This is a genomic window from Dellaglioa sp. CoH-57-MRSF-18 (genome assembly GCF_056781995.1).
This window is the reverse complement of record NZ_JBXAXX010000147.1, coordinates 1-344: the sequence shown is the minus strand read 5'-3', so window position 1 is coordinate 344 and position 344 is coordinate 1. Positions and strand designations below refer to the sequence as shown.

1 protein-coding gene is annotated in these 344 nt (G+C 49.7%); it reads left to right on the top strand.

Annotated elements, in window-relative coordinates; translation table 11 throughout:
* Nucleotides 1-344, top strand: a 344-nt coding sequence (locus AC1RPG_RS08495; protein ID WP_481762551.1) for an MmcB family DNA repair protein, incomplete at both ends; no start/stop codon positions are given.

Genomic DNA, 344 nt, shown 5'->3' with positions numbered 1-344 from the left:
TGGTGGCTAAGAAAACGACATTGACCCGGGCCGAGATCGCGACGCTGATTAAACAACATGTCGCAAATTACTGGCGTGAAAAGATGTATGCGGTCAGCGCCGAAGTCGGTCTCAATAAAGGCGGTTCTCTACGTGCCGACATAATGGCGGTGCACGTCAAAAACGAAATCGTCATGGTAGAAGTCAAATCCTCATGGGCTGACTTCAAAGTCGATAATGACAAAGGCAAGTGGCGGAAGTATCTGCCATTTTGCAATCGCATGTACTTTGCATGCGGTGCTGCCACGTATGAAAAAATTAAACCCCGCCTCCCACCGGAGGTCGGGGTATTTGTCGTTCGGTAC